The following is a 24,633-nucleotide window of genomic DNA, read 5'->3' on the forward strand; positions in this document are numbered from 1 at the left end:
CTCTATTCTGGCACTTTTAAAGCAAAAGTTGCTCGATAAGTAGCGGTAATTTTCAGGGAGTAGAAAATGAAAATTGAAACATTACAAATTGCCATTCAGGCATTAAATCGTGTTCTTTCTCATCCAGATAAAGCGTTAGGTCAGAAACTACTGGATTTATTAAATGACGACCAGTTTGAAGCGCAAAAATCGGCATTCTTTTTAAAAAAAGACATCCTTGCTATGTTGAACGAATTCTGGTCATCAGTTCCCGCGCACATTCTTTTGAGCGATGATCTTTCGAGTGCTCAATATTCTCGACTAAAACCATGGTTGGATTTTCAAGAAGCTTTAATTCATGCCGGTTGGGAGGGTGCCGATCACCCGCAACGTTTTCAGCAGTTAGCCGCAAAATTTTCAGTCAAAGATCCACTTTTAAATGTGTCTGCTTTGTTAGGTTTGTTAAAATATGCTACCCGCATGTTGGGCTATTTAGATGAAAAGAAAAGCGAAAATGAGATCGCTCAATATCCATTTGGTAAATTAAGCACAGTAATTGAAGCGAGAAAACATCTTGCTCATGAAAAAACAAAGCAACAACGTATAGTCACAACGTTGGCTCTTGTATTTTATCTTCTTCATCACCATTGTACGGCAGAACAGCTTGAACTGCTGCCTTTATTATGTGAATACCGCTTATCAACGACCAAAGAAGAGCGTCTTTCTGAGAAAGCTGCCCTGCGTTATATGCTAGAGCGAATCCTTTGCTCACAAGCGTTTTTTTTAGACTATAAAGATTTCATTACTCTTTCGCGCGATTGGGTAGAAGATGAGAATATAATTACCTTAGCTCCTCTATTACCTAACAATATCTCGGAGCTTAAAAAAAACTTGGATATATTACCCTGGAATAAAATTTTATTAAGGGGGAGTCAATCAGAGAATAAAAAAGAGGCACTTATAATAGGAGCCAACCGATTATTCAATGATTTTATTGCTTTAAACAAGCACTCTTACCTGGACGCATTAAGTCTTGCCTCGACAATAAAGCGGCAGGATGTGAAGTTACCGCAAAAGAGGGCATTCATAAATACGCTTCTTCACATCTTTTCGTTACAAGTTTATGAAAATGAACGTAAGAAAGACCCACGTCCCAATAGTTTTTTTGCTTTTTCCGGGAAAACCAAATGTAACGCGGCCTTAAAAAAGATCGAGTATTTAACAGGCGAGACTGATCACTTCAGTTTTTTTGAGTCCTTGGCATTAAAACAGGGGCGTCTCGGTCAATTAAATACTAACTTTGAGCATATTGACATTCAGGCGGAACGTATAGAAATAAAATAGCCCGACAGTCTAAGATTTTGAACCCTGAGGTTCAGGTGGGGTGCAGATGAGACGGTTCAGGCTTCCTACTACAGGTAGGCTTGCTCAACGCCGGCAACAGGACGCGCCCCTAGATGCGAGTATTGGTTCATAAATCACTCGCTGTCGGGTTAGTTGAAATTATACCACCCAATAACGAAAAAACACCAGCACGCAGTGAAGTTTACGCCATTTTTTCACTTTTATTAGGTCGTGTTATTGATGCAATCCAATAACACGACGTGAAACTATAGAAAACCAGTTAACTTATTGCTTTTTTTCTTGAGCTTGTTTCATGGTTTTTTTCATAACGTCTTGTGCTTGTCTGGTTGTCTGCTCAGTACGGTCTTTCACTTCTCGTGATACAGACAATAAGCTTTCTTCAAAAATAGAAAAGCTTTTTTGCATGTAGTCGAGGGCTTTATGGGCATTTTCGACGAAAACATTCATTTGTTTTTCCAGCAGTTCTTCAGGTTTTCGTATTTTTGAGAAATCTTCGGGTTTTAAATAGCTAATATTTTGCAAAGTGCGGGTATTTAATTCCATCATGGCTTGTAAAGGCCTTTGCATCCTGCTCATCATATTAGTCCAATTCGATACGTAATCCTGTTGCATAATAACCTCCCTTTCTATTGCAGTGGCTTATAAATCCAAACTTATCCTTGTAATTAAGAGGATTTTAAAGTCTTAAAACTTGTAAATCTAAGTATAGTAAATGAAGAACGTTTTGGCGGTAAAATGAAAATACTGCCTCGCAAAGCAAGTGTAACTTTGCGAAGATTGAGAATTCAATATAAGCCCCTGTCAGGATTAGAGCCCCCCTAAGAGACTAATGGGAATTTTAATCCGTTTGCGGATCCTGGGTGAGATTACCATGGACTACCTGATGAATTTTATTTTCCAGGGAACTAATAAAGCGCGTTACCTGTACACGCTGCTGTTCTTGCTGTCTTTGGCATGAGATTAATTCATGGCTTACATTCAAAGCTGCAAGCAATAACGTGTGGAATTCATCAAGCTGTTTAAATTTCTTTTTATTGTGCAATAAATGTTCGTTTAATTTTTCGGCCGCCTGCTGAAGATTTTCGACTTCCGCGTCAGGACATTTAATCTCATAGGATTTATTCATTAATTTAATAGAGCAAGATTTTGAAATAGTCATTTTTCCTTGGCCTAACAATGTGACAGTGCTGCTTAAATAGTAACAATTTTGGCTTGCCCGGGCAAATCAGTTATGATTAGGGTTTATTGATAGTTTGCCTCGAGTGGCAGAGTGTCAATAGAGCCTAATTATTTGCTAAAATGAGTGTACTATGTTGACCGAAAATAAAGCCTTACATCTCCCGGCCTATCAAATGTTTATCGACACGATTTCTGTTTTGGAGCTCCCTATTTCTGGAAGTGAACTGCATGGGATCATGTGCGGTTATCTTTGTGCAGGAGCCCCCACAGAAGGGGAAGCTTATTTGCGGGCGTTGACGGTAAAAAGTAAAAAAGATGAAGCAACGCGTTCCGCTGCTATGGCAATGTTTGATGTTTTTTTAATTAGCCAACAGCAGCTTGCTAATTTTGATTTTGAATTTCAACTGTTGTTGCCTGATGATGGCGAGCCACTCATGACCCGTGCCCAGGCCTTTAGTGAATGGTGTGAAGGGTTTACCCAAGGCATTAACATGGCCGGTGTGAGTTATGAACAACTTAAGGAGGAAGAGGCGCAAGAAGCATTGCACCATATCCTTGAATTTGCGCAACTGGATTACGAATCATTGCAAGTTGATGAAGAAGATGAAATGGCACTGGTTGAGGTGAGTGAATATACACGCATGGCCATATTAAAAATCTATGGCGATTTGTTGGAAGATAATAGTCAGCATGGTTCCCGCACCTCCCATTAGATACACTATAAATATTGGAAAGGAAGTAAAAATGATTACAAAGCAAGAATATCAGTCAAGAAGGCAACGGTTAGCCGCCCAATTACCCCAAGGCGCCTTGGCAATTATTCCTGCTGCAAATGAAGTGTTACGCAATGGAGATGCCCATTATCGTTTCCGTCAGGATAGTAATTTCTACTATTTAACGGGGTTTAATGAACCTGAAGCCTTGCTGGTGATTGTTGCAGGTGAGAAGGGTGAAAGCTATTTATTTAATCGTCCCCGCAACGTGGCTCTGGAACAATGGACCGGGAGACGATTGGGACAACAACAAGCGCCGGAGGCCCTTGGGGTCAATGAGGCCTACTCCATTGACGAATTGGACGAGCAGTTGCCTGAAATAATAAAAAACAAAACCGTCATTTATTATGCCATTGGCCGACACTCTGTTTACGAAAAAAAAATTCTTCATGCGTTAGAGACGGTAAAAAACCAGGTTCGACGTGGTATAAAGGCCCCTGAAGGGCTGTTTGATTTAGAGCCCCTCCTGGGCGAAATGCGCTTGTTCAAAAGCGAGGCGGAAATTCAATTAATGCGTAAAGCGGCCGCTATTTCTGTTAAAGCGCATAAACGTGCTATGAAATTTTGTCGCCAGGCCAAAAACGAATACGAGCTGGAAGCCGAACTACTTCATCAATTTGTCGTGGAGGGCTGTCGCAGTGTTGCCTATGACCCTATTGTTGGCAGTGGCGCTGGAACTTGTATTTTACATTATACCGATAACAACCAACCGTTGCGCGATGGCGATTTGGTATTGATTGACGCCGGCGGCGAATACCAAAATTATGCCGCAGATATTACCAGAACCTTTCCAGTGAATGGCCGTTTTAGTGAAGAACAACGTGCTATTTATGAGCTCGTACTTCAGGCGCAAAAAGAAGGGGTGGCTGCCGTAAGACCTGGCGTGGCCTGGAATGAAATTCAGCAACGTATGGTTCATATTTTAACGGCAGGTCTTTGTGAACTGGGAATATTATCGGGGGAGGTCAATCATCTTATCGCCACCGAAGCCTACAAACCATTTTACATGCATAATTCGGGTCATTGGTTAGGACTGGATGTCCATGATGCTGGCCGTTACAAACTTAACGAGGAATGGCGTTTGTTAGAACCTGGGATGGTATTAACCGTTGAGCCTGGCTTATACATCATGTCTGGGATGAAAGGGGTTGATAAACGCTGGTGGAATATTGGGGTTCGTATTGAAGACGATGTCCTTGTTACTGAGACTGGGCATGAGAATTTAACCGCTGCTTTACCCGTAGAAATAGCAGAAATTGAGGCGTTAATGCGTGGCTGATAAACAGGTAGACATACTGATTGTTGGGGGAGGCCTCACTGGTGCAACATTAATGCTTGCCCTGGCAGACAAAGGTTATACCGTCTTGCTGGTTGATGCGAGCAAATTCAGTGACAAAGTTCATGCGGAGTTTGACGCACGTAGCCTCGCATTATCACCTGCAAGTGTACGCATTTTAGAAATGCTTCATCTATGGCCGCTGCTTAAAAATGAAGCCACAGCCATTAATAGCATCCATGTTTCTGAGCAGCGTCGCTTTGGAGCCACCCGCCTAACCGGAAAACCTGATAAGCCACTGGGTCATGTGGTTGAAATGCAGCACATTAATCGAGCACTTCAGCAACGGTTGCCCCCTGAAAATATCCTGGCGCCCGCACAGTTACAAGCGTTTGATCAGCAAAAAAGCATGGTTACAGTGAGTACACCAACAGGCGAACTGGCTATACAGGCCAAATTGATTGTGGCGGCAGACGGAACCGATTCGGTGCTGCGCCGGTTATTAAATTTACCAGCCAGGCAAAAGGAGTATGGACAACAAGCGATCGTTGCCAATATTGGTTTAGCGCGTTCGCATCATCACTGTGCCTATGAGCGCTTTACCCCCTCAGGTCCTTTAGCACTATTACCGATGACTGACAATCGCGCTTCTTTAGTGTGGGCACTTAAACCTGAAGACGCTAAACGTCTGTTAGACTTAGACGAAAAAGCGTTTTTAAATGCCTTGCAACAAGCATTTGGCTATCGTCTTGGACGTTTGATGCGTGTAGGAAAACGGACTATTTTTCCGTTACGTCAAATGGTGATGACCCAACAAACGGCTTGGCCTGTTGTTTTTGTGGGGAATGCCGCACACACGTTACACCCGGTTGCAGGGCAAGGATTTAATTTGGGGTTGCGCGACGTCGCTGCGTTGGCGCAATGTATAATGCAAAACGGCCTTAATCAAAACATGCTTAAGCACTATGAGGCCATGCGAAAGCACGATCAGCAAAGCATTATTAACTTAACGGATGGTTTAGTTAATGTTTTCACCAGCCAACTACCAGGTCTTCCTTTAATGCGTAATCTGGGGCTTGTTGCAGTCGATAATCTTCCTTTCCTTAAGAAAAATTTGGCCTATTATGCACGGGGCTTTGCTGGGGTTACACCTGATTTGGTGTGTGGTATAACACTAGACTCCAAGGATGTACTATGAAAAACACATTTGACGTTTTGATTGTTGGTGGGGGCGTCGTTGGTTTGACGGCAGTCTTGGCCATGGCGCAACGTGGATTTAAAACGGCTATGATTGATGCAACGTCACTGACGGCGGTAACCACTGATTTCGACCCTAGAGTCTATGCCATCAATCTTGCCTCGCAAGAGTTATTAACGCAGCTTGCAGTATGGCAGGAGTTGGATAAAAGCCGCCTATCGCCATACAAGCAGATGCATGTCTGGGATGCGGCAAATAAGGCTGTCATTGATTTTGATGCCCGCTTGGTTATTGCTAAAGAGCTTGGCCATATTGTGGAAGAATCCATCCTTAAAGAGGCCTTGTTAAAACAAATTAAGAAACAACCTGCAATAACGCTTTTCCCCTCGAGCAAGATAACAACCATTCAGCACGGTAAAGATACGATTACTATAGGCAATGATGCAGAAAACTGGGAAGGAAAGTTACTGATGGTTGCCGACGGTGCCAACTCCCCTTGCCGTCAATTGCTGAACGTATCACTTGCCAGTTGGTCCTATCACCAAGAAGCGATCGTGGCTTTAGTGAACACTGAAAAACCACATGGGCAAACAGCCTATCAAGTGTTTAACCAGGATGGTCCTTTAGCTTTTTTGCCGCTTATTGATAAGCAATTGTGTTCCATTGTTTGGTCAACGACACCTAATCGTGCAAAGCAGCTCATGGCACTTTCAGAAGAAAACTTCAATCAAGCATTAACAACAGCCTTTGCACAAAAATTAGGGACGGTCACTTTGCGCGGTAAACGGCGTTGTTTTCCTTTAACCATGCGCCATGTCAAACAATATGCCGGTAAAAATTGGCTATTAATGGGGGATGCAGCCCATACGATACATCCTTTAGCAGGTTTAGGCCTTAATGTGGGTTTAGCCGATGTCAGCAGTTGGTTAACTTGTTTGGCACAAACCAATAATCGGCTTAACAAGAGAGCCCTTGATGCGTATCAGCGACAACGAAAATCTGCCGTGTGGCAAATTATTGCTTTGATGGAGGGATTGAAAGCGTTATTTGCTAACCCCTTAACCCCTGTTGTAGCACTGCGCGGCTTAGGTTTGCAACTGTGTAATCGTGTCGTCCCTTTAAAAAAATTTTTTATCCAACAGGCTGCGGGAAAGACAATAGAGCCTTAAATTACAAAAGTGGATAGATAAATTTCGCTAAATAAGGTATAACTTTTTTTTCATGTTGTCGCTATAACCCAATCAGGATGTAACAATGAGCAAATTGAAATTGCAAATAGCAGCCCTGTCCCTTTTTTCATCCTCTGTTTTAGCGGGAAGCATGGGGTGGGATGATGCGGAGGTCTGGCCTCTAGTCGTAACCTTAAGCGCCGGAACTGCATGGATAACCGGCGAAGATGATCAAACGATCACCGTAGAGCCTGATGTAGTAAAAACATACACAGCAGACAGCGATGATAAAGCCTTAGGCATTGTAGAATTATTTATTGGCTGGAATTCGGCATCCAGTTCGAGTGTTCAAGGTCAATTGGGTTTAGCGGTTGCAGGGAGTTCACAGGCAACGTTGAAAGGCAGCATTTGGGAAGATGCCGATCCGAATTTCGATAATTATAGTTACAGCTATAAAGTAAGGCATTACCACGTGGCGGCCAAGGCAAAGCTAGTAGGTAATTTAGGCTATAGTTTCATGCCCTACCTGAGTGGCAGCTTAGGCTATGGCTACAATCGCGCTACCAATTTCACGATTACCCCTAAAATTTTTCAAGAAGTCCCCGCACCAGCATTTACTGATGCCAACACCTCCACATTTACCTATACGGCGGGTGCCGGAATCGAGTGGGCCTTTTCTGCAAATTGGCGCGTGGGTTTAGGTTATGAATTTGCCGACTGGGGAAAAGTTGAATTTGGATTGGCCCCCGGCCAAATTCCAGGTTCTAGCTATGGCATTAACCACCTGTATACGCAGCAATTTCAATTAAGTTTAAGTTATTTTTGTTAGGACATATTTATGAAAAGGATCTTCCGTCATCTAATGGTAAGCATTGTCGCATTGTTTTGGGCATTCGGGGCTCAAGCGGGTGCGCAACCAAAATTTATCGTTGAAGTAAGAGTAAGAGCACCACTGGAATTAATCAATAGTGGCATTGGCTTTGCGCAATACCGTATCACCAACAAGACAACCATCACCAGACGCTTAACAATGGTACCTATTCCTGGTGTGCAGGTCATGTCAACGGGTTGCTCGTCCGTGTTTACCTTAGCCCCTGGCGGTTCATGTTTATTAAATTTGCGGCTCGTTGGCAGTGCGATGGGTGCAGGTGTACACGGCGGACCAATCATTTGTAAAACGAAAGGCAACACCAACGACCCCGATCGCTTTTTATGCTCTCAGCCACTTCCCGCTGAGCTGCTAAACGTCACTATTATACCTACCCACCGCGCTACCATTTCAGTAAGCCCTACGATACTTAAGTTTACCGAAAATAGCTCAGCATCGATAATAGTAACAAATAGTGTGGCATCAGGTCGGTCTGCTGAAAATATTATGGCCCACATCCCCTCCAATAGTCCGCTGCGTGTACTAAGTACGACTTGCCGCCCCACGTTAAGCCCGGGGGCCAGTTGTCGGATTACATTTACTTCTCCAAGCTCGACGATGACTACGGTTCGGGTGCAAGGTACAAACACCAATGCGGTAAACGTGGCAGTCTCGGTCTCAGAAGCTTTAATCAGCCTTTCGCCGACCTCTCTTACTTTTGCGGTGAATGACTCAGGGACAGTGACGGTGACTAATACCTCAAGTGCAGCAGCCCTTAATGTGGCTGCCAGTATTCCTACCGGCAGCTCGATCTCCGTGGTTAATTCAACTTGCCCCGCCAGTCTTGCACCGTCTGCCAATTGCACCATAGAATTTACGGCCACTGCGCAGGAAACAACGCAGGTAACGATTCGGGGAACAAATACCAATATTGAACTATTGCCCATTACCGTGGCTGCGCAACCGGTGTTAACACTTTCGCCCACCAGAGCTGTTCTTCGTGTAGGTGGTGCGCCAACCTCAATTACGGTTACCAATACCTCCACCCAAGTCACCGCCACGCAAGTATCTGCCACTCTACCGGCATCCTGGGGAGGAAACGTGATTCAGGACAGTTCCGATTGCGTGTCACTTGCACCAGGAGCTTCGTGTACTTTATCTTTCAGTTCGGCAAGCCAAGCGTTTGATCCCGAAGTAGGTATTGTTGTAAGTGGTGATAACACTTCTTCCACTACCTTCGGTTTAGTTTTTTTTATCAACGCTCCGGGGCAAGGTGGTTTGGTTTATGACGCGCTTGGAGGGGGTGACTACAGAATTGTGACTGAATTTGATAGTCCTTCCGATATTTGGGGTGATAATGTCGTAACATCTGCGACTAGTCAAAGTGATGGATTTGGTAATACACAGACCATTGATGCCGTAATTGATAATGGAGCGGCGGTGTTTTGCTACAATGACCTAAATGTGAGTTTCGAATGGTATTTACCAGCTATTGAGGAGTTAGAAGCAATCTACACGATCTTGTATTTACAGGGTTTTGGCAATTTTTCAGCCAGCAACTATTGGAGTTCAACAGAAACTGGTCAAAACACTGCATTTATTCTAAATTTTCAGGATGGTATACAAAGCAATTTGACTCCAAAATCGTTGTCTTTGAATGTTCGCTGTGCTCGCCTGATTGGTTCAGCCTAAAATTGTCTAGGTAGTATCCATGTGATGCTACCTAATATTTCCTCATAATTTCTGATAAACTCAGCAAATCTCTTCTGTCTTAACCGAAAATATGGTTTAATTTTAAACATGAATGGTTACAAGGCTAGGCTTTGGTGTCAGCGCGAATGAAATGGCGAGTCAAGCTTCTCCTCATTATTGTTTTTAGTAGTCAATCCGTATTTTCTGCAACGCTTGCTTCGCCGGCAACCTCTCTTTATGCGTTTAGCAATGCACCTAAAGAAGAAGCAGCGCGTGTTGCGGAAGCTGAAGCGCGGCTGCAGCAAGCCATTAGCAACCCAGAATATTTACTGCATCATTGGGTGGAGTTACCTACAGCTCCCGATGCCCGTCATAAAAAACCGCAACGATTGACCTTACGAGAAGCCATTCTCCTTGCTTTACGCTATAACCCCAATATTCAAAATGCAGAATTGGATCGCATTATTCAACGCTATCAATTACGTCTTGCCCACAATGAGTTTGAACTGCAATATGCGCTTGCCGGCTCAGCCGTCGCACAACGAACGCACTTTAGTGGCGTGGGCAGCACCAATAACAGCAGTGCTCTGGCAACCCCTGAATTTAATTTAAAAACGAAAACCGGTGGGCAATTGTCTTTAGATCTGGATAATAATGTGTCGAATTATAACAGTTATACACCAGTGCTAAATTTTTCCTTTACGCAACCACTTTTGCGTGGTTTTGGCAGGGATGTTAATGAAACTAATTTGCGCAATGCCATCGATAATGAATGGTTAAACAAATTAAATGTGCAACAAGCCGCCATTGATCAAATCACCCAGGTTATCATCGCCTATCGCGCCTTAATTTTAAGCGGCAATAATCTCGAAAATCAGCGTTTGCAATTAAAGGAAGCACGCAAGACTTATGAAATTAATGAGAAAAAGATTGAAGCTGGTCAACTCGAACCCACTGGGAATATCCAGCAATCGTATCAAATTGAATCTTTAAAGCTTATGGTGGAACAGGCTGAGAATGATTTTAACACCGCAGCCCAGGATCTTTTGCAAACAATAGGTCTTGATCCGCAAATGCATTTGTCGGTTCCCAGTGATGTGGCCTTGGATAAACTGGTAATTCCTGACCTAAAAGAGTCCATAGAGGTTGCTTTAAATCATAATACCCAGTATCTTGCACAAAAAATGCTCGTTCGTGCTGACGAAAGAGCCTATAAAGTGGCCAAAAATCAGCAGTTGTGGCAACTCGATGTCGGGGCCAATGTCCAAAGTGGACGGGTTAGCGATGTCGATGGCAATGGCGGTTTGCGTAACATTTATAATGGACACAATTTAACCGAATCGGCACAGGTGACGTTGACCATTCCGATTAATGATCTTAGTCGGCGCAATCAATTAATTGCGGCAAAAGTGGCTTTGGAAAAAGACCGGCTTAATTTGATTGCGGCAAAAAGAGCCTTGGAAACCAATGTGACCAACATTGTTAATAACATTAAAAGCCTGGCGAAACGTTATGAGTTGGCGAAAACGCAGGTGAAATTAGCGGCGCAATCCTATGAGCTGGAAAAGAAGAAATTGGCTGCCGGTATTGCAACTGCTCTTGATGTCAACAATACCCAAAACCAATTAATCCAGGCGCAGGCTAATTTAATCAGTGCAAAAATCGCTTACCTTAATCAACTGTCGGCGCTGCAACGCTTGTTAGGTACCACGCTTGATTATTGGCAAATTAACCTTAGGTATGGCAAATGAAAACAAAATTACTGGTTATAATTAACATCGCAGTGGCCATGTTACTGGTTGCTTGTGGGCATCAAGAATCGCCTAAAAAAACCTTGCAAACTTATGTGGTAAAGCCTGAACCCGTCCATAAAACCTTATTTTTTACAGGGACGATTTCGCCTCTCCATGAAAGTGCAATCACAAGCCCTATGGATGCTGTCGTGGAAACAATGCATTACCACTATGGTCAATTGGTAAAAAAGGGTGATGTTGTCATGACCCTAAACTCCAGTGAGTTACAAAGACAATACAATGAAACGTTGACCGATTATTTAAAAGCAAAAGACAATTATACGATTGCTAAAGCCAAATTCACCGGTACCCAAGAATTATGGGACGCGGGTTTATTGTCTAAAAATAATTATATTAGCGAAAAATCCAGTTTGGCGACGGCGCAAATGACTTTGATGCAAGCCACGCGCAAACTCACCGAGATGCTTGAGAAAATGGATGATGGTTCAGCCAAAAACCTGTCCTCGTTAACTATCGCCGAGTTTGATAAGGTAAGACAGGCGTTAACGACAAACCATGATTTAATTCGGCTTAAGGCACCCACTGCAGGCGTATTATTATATCCCCCTAAATCAAGCGATGATAAGTCTGGTAAATTAAATGTCGGGGCAGCGGTCAAAGCAAGCCAGGTCATTGCCCTTGTGGGTGATTTGAGCGGTGTCAGCGTTGAGATCGATATCCCTGAAGTGGATATCGATAAAATTCATACGGGTATGCCTGCTGCCATTACCGGTGTTGCTTTAGGTAAACAGGTACTGCAAGGTGAAATCGTGGCTGTGAATGCCCAGGCGACTAACGGCGGTAATGGCGCTTTGCCCTCGTTTAGTGCCGTGGTTGAAGTTAAAAATTTAACGGAAACGCAGCGTGCCTGGATTAAAGTTGGGATGAGTGCGAACATTGCCATTGATATTGATTCGCAAAATCAATTACTGGTTCCTATTACTGCTATCAAGCAAGAGAAAGGAAATAGCACGGTTAAAGTTAAAATGAGTAACGGTTCAACCAGCACTCGCATCGTGTCCACAGGTCCAGCCATGGCGGATAAAGTCATTATTGCTTCAGGCCTAAAGCCGGGGGATGTGGTCGCTTATGACTAAACCCTCTCTGATCAAATTGCAAAACATCACTAAAAGCTATCAAGTTGGAGGCATACCTTCCCAGGTTTTAAAAAAAGTGTCGCTTGAGGTCAAGGAAGCTGAATTACTGGCGATTGTTGGTGCGTCTGGGTCTGGTAAATCTACCTTAATGAATATTATTGGTTTGCTTGATAAAGCAGATAGTGGCGATTACCTTTTACGAGAACGTAATATTGCTGGCTTGGATGACGATGAACTTGCCCAACTCCGCAATGAAAGTATCGGCTTTGTATTTCAGCAATTTAATTTATTACCGCGCTTTAATGCGGAGCAAAATGTAGGGTTGCCCCTAACGTACCGCAATCTTCAACCTATAGAGATTAAAGAACGGGTAAGGGATGCCTTAGGACGTGTTGGTATGGAAGATTTTGCCAAACATCGTCCTACCCAATTGTCTGGTGGACAGCAACAACGCGTGGCTATTGCCCGTGCTTTAGTGGGGGAACCTCAGGTAATTTTGGCAGATGAGCCCACCGGTGCTTTGGACTCTCGTACCGGCACTGAGGTTATGAAGCTATTTTTAAATTTACACCGTGAAGGCCGCACTATTATTATGATTACCCACGATGAGCAAATTGCAGCGCAATGTGGGCGACAAATTACGCTGGCTGATGGTGAAGTCATTGCGGAGAAATTGCAATGACTTTCTTTCACCATTTGCAACAGGCGTTTATGAATTTAACAGCCGCTAAGCTTCGATCCTTGCTTGCCGTGCTAGGGATTCTTGTCGGGACGGCGGCAGTTGTGGCTTTAATTAGTTGCGGCCAGTTGGCAACGGAAAAAGCACTGGAAGAATTTAAAGCCTTAGGGACGGATTTATTAGCGGTTTCCGTGTTTCAACAAGCCCCTGGGAAAACAAGCAGTGGCGACGATCAATTACCGCTTGATTTTTGGCGAACTATACCCGAGCGCATTCCGGCAGTAAAACAAATAGCACCCTATACTACGACTTACCAACCAATGAGCTTTGAAGGCAAGACATTGCAAGGGGCAGTCATCGGTGCCGATGAGTCGCTGGCAACGATTATTCATGTTGAATTGGAGCGAGGGCATTTTGTTTCCTTCGTCGAGTCATTTGAACATTTTTGTGTAATTGGGGCAGGTCTTGCCCATCAGTTTCAGGAAATAAGTATGGATGATCCCATCGGCAAGCAATTGCGGATTGGCCAGATCTTATACACTATTATTGGCGTGGCGAAACCCTGGAAAGAAAATGCTTTTTTCAATGAAGATATCAATCAAGCGGTAATTATTCCTATCGGAGGGGTTTCTTTGGTGAGTAAGGACAGCAAAATCAATAATGTGGTTTTGCAACTGGAGGAAGACAGTTCGATTGATGATATTATTGAGCAAATTAAACGAATTATTCATGCACAAACCCCTAAACTCAGTCTATTTTCACGCAGCGCCAAACAAATTATCGCCAGTATGGAAAGCCAGGGGCGTATTTTTACATTGTTACTCGCGGTGATTGGTGGCATTTCCTTACTGGTAGGTGGCATTGGTGTAATGAATGTGATGTTAGTATCCGTAAGTGAAAGAAAGAAAGAAATTGGTATTCGTAAAGCAGTCGGAGCAAGGAATGGTGAAATTCAACGGCTTTTCCTTGTTGAATCGATCGTATTATCATTTTTTGGGGGCATACTAGGTGTGCTTCTCGGACTAGTTTTTACTTGGATAGTGGCCTATTTTAGTCATTGGCCTTTCACATTATTGTGGATGCCGCCTCTTGCTGGATTCGCCGTTTCTGTGGCAACTGGGATCTTTTTTGGATTTTATCCAGCAAGGCGGGCAGCAAAATTAGAGCCCATTATTTCTTTACGGGGTGAGTAATCGCTTATACCCCTATGCCAAAGGTGTTGTTATCATCGCTGTCATATTCTAACGTTGATTCAAGTTTAGCCATTTCTTCACGTTGATGTTCGATTTCAGCGATAAATGGAGCAATCTGTTCCTTGGTTTGCGTTTCCCAATAAGCAAGAATGTCTTTAAAAGAACCTGCTGCCAACACATCGAGCGTCTTTGATTGCAACGCTTTGACTTTATACTCAAGAAAATCTAAAAGATCAGTGAGCGCTTCTAGGCTGTCTTCTGTAGAAGGTTTAATCGTGCCGATACTATCCTTCTCAGGAGCAAACATCGATAAGTTCACCAATGAACCAGGTTGGCTTGGACCGCTTTCTTGCTTGGGAAGGTCTGCTAGATGAGCATTGACCATCGCCCTTAAACTAAAGATGGAATCAGGCGCCTTTTCTGCGATAAAAGGTGTAAAGGAAGCACTGGCGGCATTGGTGTGATGACGATGAAATTCTGTTTTACATGCAGCTTTGCTGTAGAAAGGTTCTTTGTCTTCGTAATAATGTTTTTCGTGACAGGGTGGTAAACTCGCTTCTATCGCGTCCAGTATATTGTTCTTTCCATAAAGGACAAGCAATTCGAGATGAACACGATAATTATCGAGCCTTGGCGTTCCGATAATGAGGGGATGTTCGTTCCCTTTTAAGTAAACGTTCAGTAACTGATGATGCGTCCCTTTTACAACTTCAGTCTTAATAATATCTTCCTCTGTTTTTTCTAAAAGCGCTAACGCGTAAGACAACACGTAATCAGGTTGTGAATGAAACGTCGCAATGGCAAATAGTGATTCATTATTATGGACAAAATTCCCTTTCAGCCCTTCTTTAATATTCGTCTCAGGGTTATAGTCATCAGGTTTTTTGGCTGTATGGTGTATGGTAATTGTTTCATCAAAATCAAAAACATGTAATATGCGCATGGGTAATTTCCTAAAAATAATAGTTAACGAAGGCAAGGGGATGGTATTGCCAGTATTTGAGAATTATTGCTCATTTTGATTATGATAAAGACAAAAAATAAAATGTCAATTATTGTTCAAATAGTACAGAGACCGCCTATTGGACGGCAAGGGAAAATTTAGGTTTTAAACATTCCTGCCAGTAATAAGAATGCTATAGTTAATTCAGTCATCAATAAAAAGTGTAAAAAAACGGAGATTTACATGGCCTTACAATACGATGCTATCATTTTGGGTGGCGGTAAAGGGGGGAAAACACTGGCAATGGATCTTGCAAAAAGCGGACAGCGCGTGGCCATGGTTGAAGATAATCAGATTGGAGGTACCTGTATTAATGTGGCTTGCATCCCTACCAAGACGTTAGTCCAATCTGCAAAAATAGCACATTTGTGTAGCACCGCAGAAAAATACGGTTTGAAAGCCCATGTTGAACCGATTGATTTTAAAAACATCCGGGCGCGAAAAGACAGCGTGGTTCAAGGAATGCGTGAAGCCAATTTAAAGCAGTTTTTAGCGTCAGGAATGGATTTGATGCTTGGTCGGGGCCGCTTTATTGGACATAAGACCATTGAAGTTGCATTATCGACTCCTCGGGAGGGGCAAAACAAATTAGAAATCTCTGCTGATAAAATCATTATCAATACGGGGGCATTACCCTTCATACCCACCATTCCTGGCTTGGAAAAGATAAATTATTACACCAATGACAGCTTAATGAATATTGATGCATTGCCTCGTCATTTATTAATTGTTGGGGGTGGCTATATTGGCTTGGAATTTGCGCAAATGTTTCGACGTTTTGGTGCTGAGGTGACTGTCATTGAGGCAAGTAACGACTTTATAAACCGCGAAGATCACGATATTGCCGAGCAGGTAATGCAGGTTTTAACGCAGGAAGGTATTCGTATTGAGCTGGGTGCCAAAATTAATCAGTTTCTCCAGGACAAAAACAGCATTGGCATCGAAATTAGCCGCAACGGACAAACAGAGATTTTAAACGGCAGCCATGTACTAATGGCCGTTGGACGAATGGCTAATACCAAAGATCTTGATCTGGCTAAAACAGGTGTCAGTCTTGATGAGAGAGGGTTTGTTAAGGTGGACGAGTTTTTGGAAACGTCCGTTCCTGGCATTTGGGCTTTAGGGGATGTGAAAGGAGGTGCGCAATTTACCCATCTCTCGCTGGATGATTACCGTTTGTTGAAACATAACCTGGCAAATCCCGAAAATAAACAATCCTCTCAAGGCCGCATGATTCCCTACACAGTATTTCTAGACCCTGAGTTAGCAAGAATTGGTTTGACCGAAACACAAGCGCTTGAGCAAGGGTATTCCCTTAACATTGCAAAAATTCCCGCAGCAGTGATACCTCGTGCGAAAACGCAAGGAGAAACGGCGGGTGTTTTAAAAGCAGTGATTGATGCCAAAACGGACAAAATCCTTGGAGTAGCAATTTTTTGCGCTGAAGCCGGTGAAATTCTTGGAGCAGTGCAATTGGCAATGGAATTGGGCATGCCCTATCAGCAGTTACGGGATGTAATGTTTGCCCATCCAACGCTCGTCGAGGGAATTAATCTGTGGTTCGCGCAGGTCCAGTAATCAACAGTATAAGGACAAAAAAATGGAGTGCTTATTTAAGCCAATCGTATTATTGCTGCTGTATATCGTAAGCAGCGTTGTCTTGGCTTACAATCTTGCTTGCCCTCCACGAGATAGGCAGGGCCAGTTACGTATTGATTCTCAAGCTATCCAGATTCTGGAGCAGTGTATCCAACAAACTCCAGCCACCAAAACACTTTTTTTTGATAGCAAAACACGACAATATGCACCTCAACGACAACAATTGCATGAAAAAATTATCGCAGCTATCCTGGCGAACAAGCCTTGTCAGGTACAGCACCCTATTGCCCTATTAACAGGTGGTTTTCCTGGGGCAGGAAAAAGTACCTATCTCCAAGAAAAGCTGCCTGGGCTCAATGCAAACACCTTTATTTCAATCGATGCCGATGCAATTCGCGCCAAATTGCCGGAATACCAAGGTTGGAATGCCGAAAATACGCAATCGGAAGTCAGGGATATCATGCTTGCAATATTAGGCCGCCTGGGAAAGCCTTGCCACTATAATTTAGTCTATGATTCAACTATGGCCAATACCGCGTATTATCAACAGTTAATACAACAGTTAAAAGCAAAGGGATATCGAGTTTATATAATTTATGTCGAAACACCCTTGGACATAGCGGTAGAACGGGCTAAAAACCGCTATCTAACTACAGGACGTTATGTTTCAACCGTGTACTTGACGCATATTAAGAAAAATGGGATGAAAACGTTTAACGCCATCAAGGGTATCGTTGATGGTTATCGTTTGGTAGATGGCCAAAGTTTCAAAATCCTAAAACAGGCAGGCCAGCCATTGCCAGTAACCCTCAATGATTAAAATAATCTAATAACCGGGAGCACCCGCCTTACCACACCTAAAAATTGCATAAGGTAAATAATGAGCATCACTATTAACAAACAATTAAGGCCGAGATTAATGAGTGGACTCATTATCCATAAATTCAAAAACCACAGTAAAAAACCGCAAATGGCAGCCATGACTAAATGATTTAATCTGTTCATAATGATTAACAGGCCTTTATGTTTCTGAAAGTTTAGCTCACTAATAAATATTCTTAGCACAGGAATCAGAGAGACAGTTAATAAAAAATTAATAATTTTGCGCTAAAATTACGCTACTGGCAATATTATTAATCTTTTAAAATGTCTAAATTAAGCGAAAAAGTCAAGAAAAAAACGGTTAATGCTCCTTTACAACCATGGCAAATGTCTGCCAGTGATGTTGATGCAATTGCCAGGCATTATAAAAAAAAGCGCGGGATAAACATTATAAAAAATGGTGAAACGGCCCTGGGTCGTGAACAAATACAAATAAAGGAAGCAGCTCTAAAAAAAGAATATACAGATAGTCTCGCCAAATTAAAGGACGAGGGCACGAAATATACCCAGTTCATTGACAGCGTTGGATTTATCTATGATACCTATTCTTTGCATCAATTTATAATAGGTGATGGTAATAACCAATTTTTAAGAGAACTTTGTAAAAATTACCTCGATTCAAGTAATTGCTATCTAAAACAAGGAATGACGGAAGAAGAAAGAAAAACGTTAAATGAAATGATTCAAAAAAATCCCCGCGCTAAAGCACTCTTAGACCCGCTAATCGAAAACTATTATACCCACAAAAAGAAAAGTGCTAAGGAGAGGATAGCTGACGTTTGTCTCTCAGAGAAAGAAGCATGGGAAGAAATTAAACGTATCCAAGCGGGATTAAAAGAAAATGAATATGTTGGTTATATGTTTACCAATGGTAGTAAAAAAAATAAAAAACATTTTGAAGTTGTGATTATTGGTTCTGAGGGAGTCATTAAACCTGTTTCCTGGTTTGGTGTGCATAATCCGTTACATACTTCTGACGAGGTTGCCACAGTTGGTTTAAATTCACCTACAATTTTAAAATCTCAAGGATCAATTCCTGAACCTCAAGCAGATATGGTAACTTGCGGCACGTTAAGTTTGATGTATACCAAAGAGCTCCTAAAAGATAATGCAAGACAGCTAAAAGAACGAACTTTACGCATTCCTTTCTATGATGAAAAAGGTGCATTGAAATGGTTTTTTTATCCTTCGCCACAAACCTTACGTTACTCACAATCCAGTACATACAATGAGCTTCTTTGCCTCATGCTGACGGATGAAGAAACACCGCAAAATTATAGCCATAAAGAGAATAATTATGAAATTGCCACTTTAAAAGGATTATTGATACGCTGCATTGAAACAGCCAGGCAGAAGAATGAGGGGTGGCTTGTGGACTACAATTTGAAACTGTTGGCGAATTTGGATAATTTTCGCACACACTGGTTGGCTGATTATAACAAGGCAATGCAAAAGCGCATGGATTTTGCTGATAGTGAAGGGAATCAATATTTAGCTTATTCAAGCAGGCGTATGTACAGTCATACCCTCCCTGTTGAAGCATTAGAAGAGCTTCCTATAGAAGAGTTGCTGCAGGTTTTAGAAAATTACACGCCTAAAGAAATTTTAGATTTACCCTTGCCTAGTCCGGTGCATAAGCAGGTATTCGACAATGAGGACTTCTGGCTGCGCAAATTTCAAAAACATTTTCCTCATATCCCCACTGATAAAAGTCAATCAGCTTTTGAATTTTTTTGGGCAACTTATGCCAAGGAATATGAGCCATTAAGTGAATACATAGCAAACCTATTTTCTGCTGCCAAGGAAAGCAAGCTTCGTATTACAGATTTTGGCGAATGGATTTTATCAGCAAAAGATAAATCAGGCCATAATCTTTTGTACTGGATAATGCAGCAAGGTAACCAAGATCTTATAACAGCAATTTATCAAAAGTTTATTAAAGGAAAAGACCAACAAATTGAATATTTATTCAATGCTGTATTTGATCTAGTTGCTTCTGGCCAAAAATCGCCAATGACTGAATTGGTGTTAAGCATGCTGGAGCATGATACGCCTGCTGCCTATCGCTCAAACATTCAGTCTACTTTTGAAGCGGCGCTTGTAAATAAAAATCACCTATTGATTAATCGCCTTCTTGAAAGAGAATTTAACAAAGAACGTTTTAATCGAGTATTGTCACCTGATGACCTGGCAAAAGCCTGGAGGTTGATGGTTTCATCCACTAATTTTGAAACGGCTAAACAAATAGAGAATGTTTTACCATCAGGCGAGCTTAAGCAATTTTTTGAAGAAGAGTTTTTAGCAGCTGCAACGAATGGTGAGCTGAAAGTGATTCACTATTTAACTTCACCAGTAACCTGTTCTATTCTACCTGCCGATAAAACAATTGAAGAAAGCTTAAAAAAAGTAGCTGCCAATGCTTGGGCAAAGCAGTTAGATATATTTAGATTGATGTCTAAAACAGGGCGTCTGGAAAAGCTTGACCCCAATTTATTGACAGAATGTTTGGCGCTTGCCAATAAGAATAAAGCCCCCCTTGAATTTAGAAATTGGCTGACCAATGCGAAAGCCCCTGCTTCTTATGCGTCTCTTACAAACCCCCAGCAAGAAAAATTGGCCAAGATTCGGGCGCTACTTGATGATTATACGAAAGGTGATTCAGCGACAGCACGTTTCTTTCATTTTCATTGGAATAGGCATCATACTAAAAGACTTGCCGAGATTGTAAAGGCAATTGATGCAGGAAACGTGACACTTCAAGAGGTAGTAGAACAGTTGAAGGAGATCGAGCCTGAAAATAAAACAGGTTCTTTTGCCAGGCGAAGGCAATATATTTTGGACAAACTTAATGTAGAAGAAAGTGATACGCCAGAACAGCATCAGGAGTTGCGGGGTTAAGTAATAGCTAGAACAAGATAAGGATGTCTGGATAATTATCGACAATTTTATCCCTTCGATATTGATGGACTGTCGTTAAAAATTTGAAAGTTGGTATGTTCTATCACCGTTTCATACGCCTGTTCAGCATGGTTTAGTGCATCGGTTATCACATTAAATATAATATCCTTAAGCTCAGTATCTTTATAGCCATTGAGAGCGTCAATGCGCGTGAGAAGTCGATGGTCATCGCGTTCGCCAAACAACATGTTTAAATTAATCGTTTTTCGCATATCCTGGTATTGGGCGATTCTTTCAAGAACACTTTGCCTATTGGGCTCGTAGGCATCTGTCATGATCGCTTCAATCTGATTGATTATATTTTCAACAGGCTGTTTGTGGTTTTTAATTAAGTTGGCGCAAATTTCGGCAAGTTTTTGCATGGAGGAAAGATATTGACTTTGCTGACGAAGCATTAAAAACTTCATGGCATCACGAGCATACGTCCCCAATAAAAGATTGGATTGTTCTAGCGAAGGCAATGGCTTGGAGTGCAAATCATTCATCGCCAAGGTTCCTTTAGAGTTCCATCTGCAAAGTATAGCAGTTAAATTGCAAAGGAAAGATTAATGAGGCGTTAAGCGAAGAAGGCATGCAGAGTATGTTAAAAAAAGCGTTTAGCTTGCTGGTTTTCTCAAAAAATTCAGTTAACCTATATTGTATTCCTGAATCTATTGAATAAAGAGAATGACGCAAAAAATAAAGTGCCTTTCTAAAGAATCTTGTCATGAGGGCTTCCTGAGCGTTGCCAAGTATGATCTGGAAATTCCTAGCTTAAAGGGAGCGCAAGAAAGGTTTAAACTTCAGAAGCGTGAATTGATATCAAACGCAGATTCCATTCTTGTGCTTATATATGTACCTTCTGTCGATAGTTTTCTTTTGTGCCAGGAATTTCGCCTTGGGGTTTATTTAAATCCCAGTAAAGACGAGCCTTTTATTCTGGAATGTGTTTCAGGTGTTATCGATAAAAATAGTTCTCCCGAAGAAACTGCCCAGAAAGAAGTATATGAGGAGGCCGGGCTTACAGTGAACAGCCTGGTTAAGATTGCCGCGGTTTATAAAAGTCCTGGAATTCTGACGGAGAAATGCCATCTTTACTATACAGTGGTTGACGAAGTACCCCAAGTCGGAATCCATGGCCTTGATGGTGAAGAAATTAAAACAACTCTAATTCAGCGCAACAAAGTCTATCAATTCATGGATGAGATGAGAATAATCGATAGTGCAACCTTGATTGCTTTAAACTGGTTTCGCGCAAAACAACTCGATAAGCCAAGTTTATCCGCTGAAAATTAGATTAAAATTATACCACCAAGCTAATTTGAAAGACATTATTTGCAATTTTTGATTGCTCATTTTAATATGAGCTCTTTTTTAATAGAAGTTGATATGTTTGATAAAGTTGCATGGTTACTTTCCCAAGCACGCGCGCTTGTTGAAAAAAATTCTAACCTCTTTCTTGATGCTTCTACTCTCACTGATTATGTTACTGCTATGGAGCTTGCCCAGGAAGTAGAAACGCTTAACAATCTTTTGACGGAAGATAAACAAAATTTCCCCTCTCGTTTTAGGGAGCAAGCCATCAAGCGAGCAACATGCAATAGGGATTCAAGCCTAAGCTTAGTTGCCGATCCTACAGGATTTTGTAACCAACTTTATTGGAATATAGCCAAATTATTGGTTAAAGAAGAAAAGCAAACATTTGGGAATATGCTTTCTGTTCTTCAACCAGAAATAACCACGTTTATTGAGCTTGAATTTTATTTTGAAAACAATTTAAAGAAACCGAAAATTCAAGATGCAAAAATACGCTTGTATGAACGACCCATTACTGAGTTAACGACAATTGGTGAAGCAAATGATTTAACAAATTTTGTCGTTTATAAGTCTTGTCTTTTTGATGTTAGAAAGATAGCTAATTTAAATTTTCCCTTGCAGCAAACGTTTTTTCGCACCCTAAAAGAAAGTTATCCTGAATTTGTCAGCGGTGTTTATCGTCACAACCGCGCGTTAATTGCCTTGCATGAACAACTCCAATGGCTCGATGGAGCAGGAAAAAAGCCGAGAGAAGCTATCTCTGCCTTGAGGGAAAAATTTGTTGCCGGTGGCGAAAGCATAACTGGGGCTACTTATGCAACGGCAGCAGCAAATCAAGCTTTCCATAAGGACTTTCTAGGTTACTTAGAGGCGCTTCCTGTCACTTTCAGAGAGAATTTACTCGCCGCAACAACCAAAAACGGGATATCGTTACGCTCTATAGTAAATGCTTTGCATGACGGAGAGTGTGTAGAGGTGACCTCAACGGATTTGAAAGCTATTTTAAAAAATCCTGCCAATAAAGAAGTATTGGATAGTAATCCTTATTGGTCACACGAAGCTCAAAAAGCTTTGGAGTCGCAATATGCCAAGACTAGTTTGCTCACTATGCGAGAACGTGAAGCAGGGATTTTGCCAGCTTATTATTTAAGCCAAATTTTTAACTATTTAGAAATTTATAAGGTAGACGTTTGCGTAAACCTGTTATTAGTTTGTCCTCCCTCTTTTTATGCAACGTTGCTGCGGGAGGTGCAGTTTTACAAATTTTATGCATTGGAATTAGCGATAACGCTGCAGAGTGCGTTAACCGAGGCTCAACATCTGGCTTTAAGTGATGCTCTTTTTGTTAGTAGGGACAATTTGGGGGTTGAGAATGTATTTATTTTTGCAATCTGTTCAAATTATCAAAATCTTCTCAGGCAACTGTTAAGAAGCATTGACTCTGATCAACGTCTGAATGCACTTCATCACTTCGACACCAGCAGAGAAAAAATTTTAGAACTACTCTTTTTGAGCCCTGAAGCGTTAGAGATTGTTATACAGGAGCTGCCTGTTAATGATCGCATGAAGTTTTATATAGAAAAAAATCATAAGGGAATCCCCTTTTTGCACGAGGCTCTGTTTACAGAATCAATGCCCCTTCTGCTAGACAATTTACCGAAAGAACACGCCTTTGAAATTATTATGCAAAAAGATAACAATGGGAACACCGCCCTTCATTACTCAGCGTTCAGCGAACAACGTTTATCCAGACTTTTACAAGCGATCCCTGAGGCGAAACGTCTAGAGGCGATTAGAGAAAAAAATCAACAGGGAAAGACACTTCTATCTTTTGTGAAAGGGAGTTCTGGGCAAATAAGAGTCATTTTGCAAGCATTACCGAATAAAGGGATTACTGAGGAAAAACTGGAATTATATTTTATTATTGGAACGCTTATTAGCAATATTGAAACGGGTGTCAATCGAAGAACCTCCGGTGTAGGGGCTCAGAAAGTAAGGTTGCTTTGCCAAATACAAGATCAATTACTTGACGGCGGCGATAAAGAAGTGACTGAGTTTATGAGGGATGTTCTGAGCATTTGTCATATAAAACGCCATGCCATCCATTTTTGGGCCCAACCGGATAGTGTGAACGAATTTTTAGAAATGGCGAGGGAAAAGAATTTACCACGTCCTGAGACAGAAGAACCAGCAACTAGGTTTTGTTTTTGGAATTAATTTTCTTGTCATTGTGCGCAATTTTTGCGCCAAAAAGTACTCCTAATGCAAACCCCACCAATAATAGACCAATGAGGGGAAAGATGACCTCGGTACTTTTGAAAAGTTCAAGTCTATGGATTTGGGTCATCTTGGAAATATCGTTAATACCATACACACAAAGCTCTCCTGTCGGCGATGAGCAAAAACGGTCGTGCGGGCAATGACGTAAGATGATTTGTTTATCACCGATGCCACATTGGATATTTGCTCCTTTCAATACCTTAATCATAGCTTGAGGATACTTGGTAATGATCTCTGGCATGTTTATTTCCTTATATTCTTACTTAATGAGTAAATCTAAAAGATAGCAGTTCCATCGCCTGACTTATTGTAACAAAATTGTTAAAATTTGTAATTTTTATGGGGTCTGTGTTA

21 protein-coding genes and 1 other RNA gene are annotated in these 24,633 nt (G+C 41.8%); 16 read left to right on the forward strand and 6 right to left on the reverse strand.

Annotated elements, in window-relative coordinates; genetic code table 11:
* Nucleotides 1–66: 66 nt before the first annotated feature.
* Nucleotides 67–1,323: a hypothetical protein gene (locus tag Ljam_RS09825; protein ID WP_058449860.1), complete on the forward strand. Its 1,257-nt coding sequence runs from the start codon at nt 67–69 to the stop codon at nt 1,321–1,323.
* On the opposite strand, the gene ssrS is transcribed toward Ljam_RS09825, so the two are convergent.
* The 3 genes from ssrS to Ljam_RS09835 form a co-directional block, all read right to left on the reverse strand.
* Nucleotides 1,318–1,477: non-coding RNA, 6S RNA (ssrS, locus tag Ljam_RS14790), on the reverse strand. The genes Ljam_RS09825 and ssrS overlap by 6 nt on opposite strands.
* Before the next feature lie 131 nt (nt 1,478–1,608).
* A complete protein-coding gene (locus Ljam_RS09830; RefSeq protein ID WP_058449861.1) occupies nt 1,609–1,956 on the reverse strand; it encodes a hypothetical protein in 348 nt (115 codons plus the stop codon).
* A 226-nt stretch (nt 1,957–2,182) separates the two neighbouring features.
* On the reverse strand, nt 2,183–2,503 hold the full coding sequence (locus Ljam_RS09835) for a cell division protein ZapA (RefSeq protein ID WP_058449862.1): 321 nt from the start codon (nt 2,501–2,503) through the stop codon (nt 2,183–2,185).
* A gap of 151 nt (nt 2,504–2,654) precedes the next feature.
* On the opposite strand from Ljam_RS09835, the gene Ljam_RS09840 reads away from it, so the two are divergent.
* From Ljam_RS09840 to Ljam_RS09885, 10 genes are all read left to right on the forward strand, one after another.
* Entirely contained in the window at nt 2,655–3,236 is a 582-nt protein-coding gene (locus Ljam_RS09840) for a UPF0149 family protein (RefSeq protein WP_058449863.1), read from the forward strand.
* Nucleotides 3,237–3,267: 31 nt separating this feature from the next.
* Nucleotides 3,268–4,575, forward strand: coding sequence for a Xaa-Pro aminopeptidase (gene pepP, locus Ljam_RS09845; protein WP_058449864.1), 1,308 nt, complete (start codon nt 3,268–3,270; stop codon nt 4,573–4,575).
* Complete coding sequence (ubiH, locus tag Ljam_RS09850; protein ID WP_058449865.1) at nt 4,568–5,770, forward strand: 2-octaprenyl-6-methoxyphenyl hydroxylase; 1,203 nt, start codon at nt 4,568–4,570, stop codon at nt 5,768–5,770. The genes pepP and ubiH overlap by 8 nt, the downstream gene beginning before the upstream one ends.
* A complete protein-coding gene (locus Ljam_RS09855) occupies nt 5,767–6,939 on the forward strand; it encodes an FAD-dependent monooxygenase (protein ID WP_058449866.1) in 1,173 nt (390 codons plus the stop codon). Before ubiH ends, Ljam_RS09855 begins: the two co-directional genes overlap by 4 nt.
* A gap of 85 nt (nt 6,940–7,024) precedes the next feature.
* Complete coding sequence (locus Ljam_RS09860) at nt 7,025–7,768, forward strand: outer membrane protein (protein ID WP_058449867.1); 744 nt, start codon at nt 7,025–7,027, stop codon at nt 7,766–7,768.
* Nucleotides 7,769–7,777: 9 nt separating this feature from the next.
* Nucleotides 7,778–9,499, forward strand: a complete 1,722-nt coding sequence (locus Ljam_RS09865) for an Lcl C-terminal domain-containing protein (protein WP_131762239.1) — start codon at nt 7,778–7,780, stop codon at nt 9,497–9,499.
* A gap of 146 nt (nt 9,500–9,645) precedes the next feature.
* Complete coding sequence (locus Ljam_RS09870; RefSeq protein ID WP_058449869.1) at nt 9,646–11,250, forward strand: TolC family protein; 1,605 nt, start codon at nt 9,646–9,648, stop codon at nt 11,248–11,250.
* Nucleotides 11,247–12,389 carry an efflux RND transporter periplasmic adaptor subunit gene (locus tag Ljam_RS09875; protein WP_058449870.1) on the forward strand — a complete coding sequence of 381 codons (1,143 nt, stop codon included), beginning with the start codon at nt 11,247–11,249 and terminating at the stop codon, nt 12,387–12,389. The genes Ljam_RS09870 and Ljam_RS09875 overlap by 4 nt, the downstream gene beginning before the upstream one ends.
* Entirely contained in the window at nt 12,382–13,071 is a 690-nt protein-coding gene (locus tag Ljam_RS09880) for an ABC transporter ATP-binding protein (RefSeq protein ID WP_131762241.1), read from the forward strand. The genes Ljam_RS09875 and Ljam_RS09880 overlap by 8 nt, the downstream gene beginning before the upstream one ends.
* Nucleotides 13,068–14,261: an ABC transporter permease gene (locus tag Ljam_RS09885; protein ID WP_058449871.1), complete on the forward strand. Its 1,194-nt coding sequence runs from the start codon at nt 13,068–13,070 to the stop codon at nt 14,259–14,261. Before Ljam_RS09880 ends, Ljam_RS09885 begins: the two co-directional genes overlap by 4 nt.
* A gap of 4 nt (nt 14,262–14,265) precedes the next feature.
* Here Ljam_RS09885 and Ljam_RS09890 read toward each other — a convergent pair whose 3' ends face one another.
* On the reverse strand, nt 14,266–15,204 hold the full coding sequence (locus Ljam_RS09890) for a hypothetical protein (protein WP_058449872.1): 939 nt from the start codon (nt 15,202–15,204) through the stop codon (nt 14,266–14,268).
* A 243-nt stretch (nt 15,205–15,447) separates the two neighbouring features.
* Here Ljam_RS09890 and Ljam_RS09895 point away from each other — a divergent pair, with 243 nt between their 5' ends.
* The 3 genes from Ljam_RS09895 to Ljam_RS09905 all read left to right on the forward strand — a co-directional run bounded on the left by Ljam_RS09895 (nt 15,448) and on the right by Ljam_RS09905 (nt 20,643).
* The gene (locus tag Ljam_RS09895; protein ID WP_058449873.1) at nt 15,448–16,842 is read left to right on the forward strand and encodes a mercuric reductase; all 1,395 of its coding nucleotides are present in this window, start codon (nt 15,448–15,450) and stop codon (nt 16,840–16,842) included.
* A 22-nt stretch (nt 16,843–16,864) separates the two neighbouring features.
* Nucleotides 16,865–17,683: a zeta toxin family protein gene (locus tag Ljam_RS09900; protein WP_058449874.1), complete on the forward strand. Its 819-nt coding sequence runs from the start codon at nt 16,865–16,867 to the stop codon at nt 17,681–17,683.
* A gap of 326 nt (nt 17,684–18,009) precedes the next feature.
* Nucleotides 18,010–20,643 (forward strand): DUF5617 domain-containing protein, encoded by a 2,634-nt coding sequence (locus tag Ljam_RS09905; RefSeq protein WP_058449875.1) that lies wholly within the window; start codon nt 18,010–18,012, stop codon nt 20,641–20,643.
* A gap of 47 nt (nt 20,644–20,690) precedes the next feature.
* On the opposite strand, the gene Ljam_RS09910 is transcribed toward Ljam_RS09905, so the two are convergent.
* Nucleotides 20,691–21,188, reverse strand: coding sequence for a hypothetical protein (locus Ljam_RS09910; RefSeq protein ID WP_058449876.1), 498 nt, complete (start codon nt 21,186–21,188; stop codon nt 20,691–20,693).
* A 181-nt stretch (nt 21,189–21,369) separates the two neighbouring features.
* Here Ljam_RS09910 and Ljam_RS09915 point away from each other — a divergent pair, with 181 nt between their 5' ends.
* Together Ljam_RS09915 and Ljam_RS09920 are read left to right on the forward strand one after the other, a co-directional pair.
* Nucleotides 21,370–21,978, forward strand: a complete 609-nt coding sequence (locus tag Ljam_RS09915) for an NUDIX domain-containing protein (protein WP_058449877.1) — start codon at nt 21,370–21,372, stop codon at nt 21,976–21,978.
* A gap of 93 nt (nt 21,979–22,071) precedes the next feature.
* Entirely contained in the window at nt 22,072–24,216 is a 2,145-nt protein-coding gene (locus Ljam_RS09920) for a hypothetical protein (RefSeq protein WP_131762245.1), read from the forward strand.
* Here the strand turns inward: Ljam_RS09920 and Ljam_RS09925 are convergent.
* Nucleotides 24,194–24,520: a hypothetical protein gene (locus Ljam_RS09925; protein WP_058449879.1), complete on the reverse strand. Its 327-nt coding sequence runs from the start codon at nt 24,518–24,520 to the stop codon at nt 24,194–24,196. The two genes, Ljam_RS09920 and Ljam_RS09925, sit on opposite strands and share 23 nt — an antisense overlap.
* Nucleotides 24,521–24,633 lie beyond the last annotated feature (113 nt).

This window comes from Legionella jamestowniensis (assembly GCF_001467745.1).
GTDB lineage: Bacteria > Pseudomonadota > Gammaproteobacteria > Legionellales > Legionellaceae > Tatlockia > Tatlockia jamestowniensis.

Excerpts from the sequence above, each read along its gene's own strand:
- Ljam_RS09860 (WP_058449867.1), top strand. The coding sequence starts at position 7,025 with ATGAGCAAATTGAAATTGCAAATAGCAGCCCTGTCCCTTTTTTCATCC.
- Ljam_RS09865 (WP_131762239.1), top strand. The coding sequence starts at position 7,778 with ATGAAAAGGATCTTCCGTCATCTAATGGTAAGCATTGTCGCATTGTTT.
- Ljam_RS09905 (WP_058449875.1), top strand. The coding sequence starts at position 18,010 with ATGTCTAAATTAAGCGAAAAAGTCAAGAAAAAAACGGTTAATGCTCCT.
- Ljam_RS09830 (WP_058449861.1), bottom strand. The coding sequence starts at position 1,956 with ATGCAACAGGATTACGTATCGAATTGGACTAATATGATGAGCAGGATG.
- Ljam_RS09890 (WP_058449872.1), bottom strand. The coding sequence starts at position 15,204 with ATGCGCATATTACATGTTTTTGATTTTGATGAAACAATTACCATACAC.
- Ljam_RS09875 (WP_058449870.1), top strand. The coding sequence starts at position 11,247 with ATGAAAACAAAATTACTGGTTATAATTAACATCGCAGTGGCCATGTTA.
- Ljam_RS09825 (WP_058449860.1), top strand. The coding sequence starts at position 67 with ATGAAAATTGAAACATTACAAATTGCCATTCAGGCATTAAATCGTGTT.
- Ljam_RS09910 (WP_058449876.1), bottom strand. The coding sequence starts at position 21,188 with ATGAATGATTTGCACTCCAAGCCATTGCCTTCGCTAGAACAATCCAAT.
- Ljam_RS09915 (WP_058449877.1), top strand. The coding sequence starts at position 21,370 with ATGACGCAAAAAATAAAGTGCCTTTCTAAAGAATCTTGTCATGAGGGC.
- Ljam_RS09880 (WP_131762241.1), top strand. The coding sequence starts at position 12,382 with ATGACTAAACCCTCTCTGATCAAATTGCAAAACATCACTAAAAGCTAT.
- pepP (WP_058449864.1), top strand. The coding sequence starts at position 3,268 with ATGATTACAAAGCAAGAATATCAGTCAAGAAGGCAACGGTTAGCCGCC.
- Ljam_RS09840 (WP_058449863.1), top strand. The coding sequence starts at position 2,655 with ATGTTGACCGAAAATAAAGCCTTACATCTCCCGGCCTATCAAATGTTT.
- Ljam_RS09895 (WP_058449873.1), top strand. The coding sequence starts at position 15,448 with ATGGCCTTACAATACGATGCTATCATTTTGGGTGGCGGTAAAGGGGGG.
- Ljam_RS09870 (WP_058449869.1), top strand. The coding sequence starts at position 9,646 with ATGAAATGGCGAGTCAAGCTTCTCCTCATTATTGTTTTTAGTAGTCAA.
- Ljam_RS09835 (WP_058449862.1), bottom strand. The coding sequence starts at position 2,503 with ATGACTATTTCAAAATCTTGCTCTATTAAATTAATGAATAAATCCTAT.
- Ljam_RS09925 (WP_058449879.1), bottom strand. The coding sequence starts at position 24,520 with ATGCCAGAGATCATTACCAAGTATCCTCAAGCTATGATTAAGGTATTG.
- Ljam_RS09920 (WP_131762245.1), top strand. The coding sequence starts at position 22,072 with ATGTTTGATAAAGTTGCATGGTTACTTTCCCAAGCACGCGCGCTTGTT.
- Ljam_RS09900 (WP_058449874.1), top strand. The coding sequence starts at position 16,865 with ATGGAGTGCTTATTTAAGCCAATCGTATTATTGCTGCTGTATATCGTA.
- Ljam_RS09855 (WP_058449866.1), top strand. The coding sequence starts at position 5,767 with ATGAAAAACACATTTGACGTTTTGATTGTTGGTGGGGGCGTCGTTGGT.
- Ljam_RS09885 (WP_058449871.1), top strand. The coding sequence starts at position 13,068 with ATGACTTTCTTTCACCATTTGCAACAGGCGTTTATGAATTTAACAGCC.